Source organism: Microbacterium sp. ZKA21 (assembly GCF_050434165.1).
In the GTDB taxonomy this organism is placed as follows: Bacteria; Actinomycetota; Actinomycetes; order Actinomycetales; family Microbacteriaceae; genus Microbacterium.
Map to the genome: position 1 here is coordinate 224,319 of NZ_JBNPVV010000009.1, position 6,119 is coordinate 230,437.

Genomic DNA, 6,119 nt, shown 5'->3' on the forward strand with positions numbered 1-6,119 from the left:
CGTCGTTCGGCCGGTCGCGATGGTGCGTAGCGTGGCGGAGTGCCTGAGGACTCCGAGACGCCCCCGGTGCGCGCGCGGCCCCGTGCGCGCCTGAAGCTCGGTGTCGGCGCGGCGATCGTTCTCGGGCTCGTCGTGTTGTCGGGGGCGGTCGGCCTCGGCATCCTCCGCGGACAGACGGCGCCGACGCAGGTGGTCGACGCGTCGGATGCCGGAACGGCGACGGTCGCTCCGGCCGAGGTCTATGTGCACGTGCTCGGGCAGGTGGCGCACCCGGGGCTCTACGTGCTGGAGCAGGGGACGAGGGTGGCCGACGCGCTGGCGGCGGCGGGCGGCACGCTCGATGACGCGGATCTGCAGGCGGTCAATCTGGCTCGTCAGCTCGCGGACGGCGAGCAGATCGTCGTGCCGCAGCTCGGCGCGGCTCCGGCGCCGGGGGCATCTGCCGGGTCTGGAACGAGTGCGGACGGCGTGATCGACCTCAACTCGGCCGATCAGGCGGCGCTGGAGACGCTGCCGCGGATCGGGCCGGCGCTCGCGGAGCGGATCATCCAGTGGCGCGAGGACAACGGCCGATTCGCCTCCGTCGACGATCTGCTGGCCGTGCCGGGGATCGGCGAGAAGATGCTCGAGGGGCTGCGGGACAAGGTGCGGGTGTGAGCGAAGTTTGGGCAGCGCGAGGATGACACGCGATAGTGAGAGTCATGAAACTCAGAACCCGTCATGCCGTGGCTATTGCGACCGCGATCGCGCTGGGGGTCGCGGGGCTGTCCCCGACCGCCGCGATCGCTGAAGTGCCCGTTTCCGGGCCTGTTTCAGCGGCCCAGGGTGCAGCGGTCACCGCCGTACCTGCGGCGACGGCCTTCGTGTTGCCCCTCGCAGCGAAGTCGTACGACGTTTCGGCGTGGCAGGGTCCGCGCTGCATGCCGGTGCCCGGCGCCAGCACGTCGCACGGCGGCGTCGACCTCGCGACGAAGAACGGTTCGCCGATCTACGCCGTCGCGGCAGGCGTCGTCACCGCCACCGTCTCGGGAACCAGCTCGGTCGCCGGGCACATCGACATCCGTCACACCGTCGGGAACGTCACATACACGACGAAGTATCTGCACGTCTGGTCTGCGACGACTCATGTGAAGGTAGGTCAGGTCGTGAAGGCCGGGCAGCGGATCAGCTCGGTGGGCACGAGCGGAAACACCAACGGCCCGCATCTGCACCTGGAGCTCTGGGAGCACACGGCGGGCGGGAGCAAGCTGCTCGATCCAGTCCCGTGGCTGAAGAGCCGCGGCGTCGACGTGGCGGGGCAGGCCACCCGGATCACCGCCAAGACGGCACCCAGCACCTGCACGTATTACACGACCGGAGCGGTGAACCTGCGCGCAGGGGCATCGACTTCAACGGCGGTCGTCGTGAAGCTCGCCGCCGGCACCATGGTCACGGCGGTGCCGGGCCAGGTCTCCAACTCGTTCCTGCCGGTCAAGGCCGGTGCACGCAGTGGGTGGATCGCGAACTGGCTGCTCACCCCGACTCGCCCCGTCGCCACGACTCCGAAGCCTCCGACGACCGCCCCGGCCCCGGCCCCATCTGCGGTCACGTACAAGACCACGGCGGCGTTGAACCTGCGGCCCACGGCATCGACCAGCCAGAAGCCGCTGCTGACGATCCCGAAGGGCAAGGACGTCGGTCAGATCCTGGCGTCGAGCGGTTCCTGGCGCAAGGTGACGTATGCCGGGAAGACCGGCTGGGTGCACAGCGACTACCTCACGAAGTCGACCGCGACGCCCACGGCGCCGAAGCCGGTCGCACCGAAGCCTGCAACGTACAAGACCACGGCGGCGTTGAACCTGCGGCCCACGGCATCGACGAGCCAGCGACCGCTGCTCACGATTCCCAAGGGCAAGAGCGTCGGCCAGATCCTCGCGTCGAACGGTTCCTGGCGCAAGGTCACGTACGCCGGCAAGACCGGCTGGGTGCACAAGGACTTCCTCGCGAAGCAGTGATGCCTGCGCCGCGATGGGCTCGGCGACATGAAACCGCCGACTGCTGCAGGCTGCCCGGTTGCTACTTCGTGGCGTTCGGGTGGTGCGTGTGCACCTGCTCGATGAACACCTCGCGGCCGTCGACGTAGAACCAGATGCGGGCATCTCCCTGCTGGGTCGGCTTGTGCTGCCAGCGCTCGTGCGTGGCGCTCCCGCGCTGAATGGTCTGAAGCACGCCCTTCAGCGGGTAGTTCGCCGGGGTGCGCTCGGTGGGTGTGCGAGTGAGGAAGTCCCAGGCGTCTGCCATCGGGTTCCGGATCGTGGCACACAGATCACGCCATCCCTTTCGCGCGCCGGCTGAGGCGAAGCGGATCGTGTACTCGCTCTTCTTCGTCGGCCGCGGAACCAGGTCGTCCTTCGCCACGGTCAGGGGCGCTCCACCGACTCAGCGTCGTCGAGCCACTCGACGGAGGCTGTGCCAAGGCCCGCGGCCACCGCGGTCGCCGTCTCACGCCAGGAGGTGAGCTCTGCGATTGCGAGATGCGGCTGCCCTGTCGAGAACGACGCACGAGCGGCATCGACGAGATCCCGTGCGCACGTCATCCGGTCAGCCTCGGAGAGAGCCAGCATCCAAGGGAAGCGATCGGCCATCCGGGATGCGAGCGTTCCCTCGTCATCGAGCGTGACAGTGATGAGATCCGCGGCGAACTGCAGCAGGGAGGCGCGAGCGTCCGCCTCGCGCTGAGACATCAACACGAGCGGCTCGCCGTCGCGGCGAGTGATCTGGACTGCGTGATCCTCGGCCTCGGCGAACACGTCGGCCGAGTGCTTGCTTAGGTCGGACGAGCGCCGGGTCGTGGTGCGAAGGTCGTTGAGCAGGGTCATGAGCCCATACTATTCGGAACGTGTTCGGAAGTCTAACTCTGGTTCGACATCGGCTGACCTCTAGGGGTAGCTCTGGATTGAGCCTCACCGCTCCGAAGCCTCAATGCGGCTATGTGGAGACTGTTGGCACGGCGTCCACGGGGGTCGAGTGAGCGGTGGCCGAAGGAAACTCCGGGATCACACTTCTGAGATATGAGCGCAGCACTCTGTCGATGTCTGTGTTCTCTCGGTTGTAGAGCCATTGAATCTGGAGGCCGTCCATCAAAGCAAGGTATGTCGACGCCAAAGTTCCGGAGTCCTCGTCGGACGCGAGCTGTCCGGCAGCTCGAACCTCGTCAAACGCTCGCACGAGGTACTGGCGCAGACGGTCGTACTGAAGCCGGTGATGATCGTGCGCAGGGTGCTCGGTGGCCGTGGCATCCGCGCGCAGCAGGCTGTAGAGCTGGATGAGTCCGGGGCGTTCAGTGTTGAGTGTCGAGACGGTGAGTACGGCGGCGAGTGAGTCGAGCCCGGTTGTGTGGCGGATGAGCTCGGCATCCTCATCCTGACGCTGGTCCAGCACCTCTGTCAGAAGTTCTTCTTTGCTCTTGAAATGGTGGCCGAGTCCACGCCGGCTGATTCCGGCGCGGTCGGCGATGTCATTCAACGACGTGGCGAAGTAGCCAACCTGGGCGAAGCACTGCATTCCCGCTTCGAGGATGCGCTGCCGCACTGCCGCCGTCTTCGCGTAGGGGCCCCGTGCACCCGTGGTCGTGTCGCTGGCCATCCGGTCCTCCTCCATGTTCGAGCTCTATCTAAGCCGCTCGAAGCTCTGCACATGAATCTACCCCGTTGCGGCGGTTTTGTGTTATCGTCTTCAAAACCGCCACCTATGGGTAATTTGGTGGATGTCAAGGAGGATGCAGTGCTGTCAGAGCCGATCGCAATGGAGAACCGGAAGCGCCCTGCTGAGCAACCGCGCTCTACGGGTCGATCCCTGTTCAACGACGGATGGTCGTTTCGAACGAAGACGACGGCGTTCCAGGAACTCGGCGGGTCATCGGCCTCAGGATGGGCAGAGGTGCACCTGCCGCACGATGCGCTGATCGGGCAGCAGCGCAGCGCGGACGTGCGCCGCGGCGAGACCAACGGCTACTTCCCTGATGGCGCGTTCGAATACCGCAAGATCTTCGCTGCGCCTGCGGAAGACGCGGGCCGTCACGTGCTGCTGGAGTTCGATGGTGTGTATCGCGATGCGGCCGTGTTCGTGAATGGAAATCTGGCAGGGCAGCGCGCGTTCGGGTATTCGCGGTTCACGGTGCGCATCGATCCCTTCCTCGAGTTCGGCGCCGACAACGAGATCCGGGTCGAATGCCGAACGCACGTCGACAGTCGCTGGTATGCCGGCGCAGGAATCTATCGAGACGTGCATATGGTCGTGAAGAACTCCGGCCATATCGTCGCCGACGCGATCCGCGTGAGCACGCCCAGCGTCGAGATGGAAGCTGCGATCGCGGACGTTGTCGTCGAGGTCGCGAACACGGGCAGCCGGACGAAGACTTACATTCTCGATGCCGTCGTCGTCGCACCCGGTGGTGCACCGGTCGCCGCTGGTCGATCGCCGGTTACGCTGCTTCCAGGCGAGCAGGCCACCGTACGCCGCCGTCTCTTCATCGCTGACCCGCTTCTGTGGAGTGTTGATACGCCGCATCTCCACGACGTTCTGCTGTCGCTTCGCGAGGGCGATGACGTCGTCGACGAGGAAACGGTGACGCTCGGCATTCGCTCGCTCCAGCTCGACCCGCACCACGGCCTGCGCATTAACGGCGAGACCGTGAAGCTGCGCGGTGCGTGCATTCATCTCGACAACGGCCCCCTGGGTGTCGTCTCGATGCGCGCAGCGGAAGAGCGCAAGGTTGCACGCCTGAAAGAAGCAGGATTCAATGCCATCCGCAGTTCCCACAACCCGACGAGCACTGCGCTGCTCAACGCGTGCGACAAGCTCGGCATGCTGGTCATGGACGAGACCTTCGACGTTTGGACCTCGAGCAAGAGCGACTACGACTACGCCTTTGCCTTTCCGGATTGGTGGGAGCGGGATGTCGAAGCGCTGATCGCAAAGGACTTCAACCACCCCAGCGTCATCTTCTACTCGATCGGCAATGAGATCCCGGAGACGGGAAACCCAGTCGGATCGCGCTGGGGCCGCAAGCTCGCCGAGAAGGTGCGTTCCCTCGACTCGACGCGTTTCGTGACCAACGGGATCAATCCGTTCGTATCGATGCTGGACCTGATCCTGCCTCAGATGAAGCAGAGGCGCTCGGAGCAGAAAGCCGAACCTGCTGCCGAGGGCGGGGGAGTGAACACCATGATGGCCGGATTCGGCCAGATGATGGGCCACGTCCAGGCATCAGAGCAGGCCAGTGAGCGTACCGAAGAGTCCTTCTCGGTACTCGATGTGGCGGGCATGAACTATGCCGATTCCCGCTACGAGGTTGATCGGGACAGATTCCCCGACCGCATCATCGTCGGCACCGAGACGTGGCCGACATCCATCGCGGGCAATTGGGAACTCGTCCTCGCGGACCCCAGAGTGATCGGCGACTTCACATGGACAGGTTGGGACTACCTCGGTGAAACGGGGATCGGCACGGTGCGATACGTCCAGCAAGCCGATGAGCAGGGTCTTGCCGCCGCCGCGGGTTTCTCTGGGGCATTCCCCGAGCTCACCGCATGGTGCGGAGACATCGACATCGTGGGCGCCCGCCGACCGATCTCGTACTACCGGGAGACCGTGTTCGGCCTCCGTTCCGAGCCGTACATCGCCGTCGACCGACCCGAGCACCATGGCAAGGCCATCGCTACTGCTACGCCGTGGTCCTGGACAGACTCCGTAAGCAGCTGGTCCTGGCCCGGGTCCGAGAACCAGCCTGCGCGGGTCGAGGTGTACAGCAACGCCGAAGAGATCGAGCTCCATCTGAACGGCAGCCTTCTCGAGCGCCGGGCAGTAGGTGAGGAGCACCCGTTCCGAGCAGCCTTCGAGATCACCTACCAGCCCGGTGAACTGACGGCCGTCGCGTTCACCGCAGGACTCGAGTCGGGACGGTCGACGTTGCGAAGCGCGCAGGACAAGATCCAACTCCAGGTGACCACCGACCGGGACACCCTGCGCCACGACGGCACCGATGGGACTGCTGACGATTTGGTTGACTCGTCTTGTTTGGGGTTTCAGGCCGCGTGAGCGGCCTCTGAGTTGATTATCTCGAACTCGATCGGGGTGAG

At 65.3% G+C, this 6,119-nt stretch carries 6 protein-coding genes; 3 read left to right on the forward strand and 3 right to left on the reverse strand.

What is annotated here, in order from left to right:
- Positions 1-39 precede the first annotated feature (39 nt).
- Both M2317_RS17510 and M2317_RS17515 read left to right on the forward strand, forming a co-directional pair.
- Complete coding sequence (locus tag M2317_RS17510; protein WP_429462412.1) at positions 40-657, forward strand: helix-hairpin-helix domain-containing protein; 618 nt, start codon at positions 40-42, stop codon at positions 655-657.
- 44 nt (positions 658-701) lie between these two features.
- Positions 702-1,994, forward strand: a complete 1,293-nt coding sequence (locus M2317_RS17515; protein ID WP_429462413.1) for an SH3 domain-containing protein — start codon at positions 702-704, stop codon at positions 1,992-1,994.
- Between the two features lie 61 nt (positions 1,995-2,055).
- On the opposite strand, the gene M2317_RS17520 is transcribed toward M2317_RS17515, so the two are convergent.
- The 3 genes from M2317_RS17520 to M2317_RS17530 all read right to left on the reverse strand — a co-directional run bounded on the left by M2317_RS17520 (position 2,056) and on the right by M2317_RS17530 (position 3,624).
- A complete protein-coding gene (locus tag M2317_RS17520) occupies positions 2,056-2,280 on the reverse strand; it encodes a hypothetical protein (protein WP_429462415.1) in 225 nt (74 codons plus the stop codon).
- 119 nt (positions 2,281-2,399) lie between these two features.
- Positions 2,400-2,858, reverse strand: coding sequence for a prevent-host-death protein (locus tag M2317_RS17525; RefSeq protein ID WP_429462416.1), 459 nt, complete (start codon positions 2,856-2,858; stop codon positions 2,400-2,402).
- Between the two features lie 109 nt (positions 2,859-2,967).
- Positions 2,968-3,624 (reverse strand): TetR/AcrR family transcriptional regulator, encoded by a 657-nt coding sequence (locus M2317_RS17530; RefSeq protein WP_429462418.1) that lies wholly within the window; start codon positions 3,622-3,624, stop codon positions 2,968-2,970.
- Positions 3,625-3,741: 117 nt separating this feature from the next.
- Here M2317_RS17530 and M2317_RS17535 point away from each other — a divergent pair, with 117 nt between their 5' ends.
- Positions 3,742-6,078, forward strand: coding sequence for a glycoside hydrolase family 2 TIM barrel-domain containing protein (locus M2317_RS17535; RefSeq protein WP_429462420.1), 2,337 nt, complete (start codon positions 3,742-3,744; stop codon positions 6,076-6,078).
- Positions 6,079-6,119 lie beyond the last annotated feature (41 nt).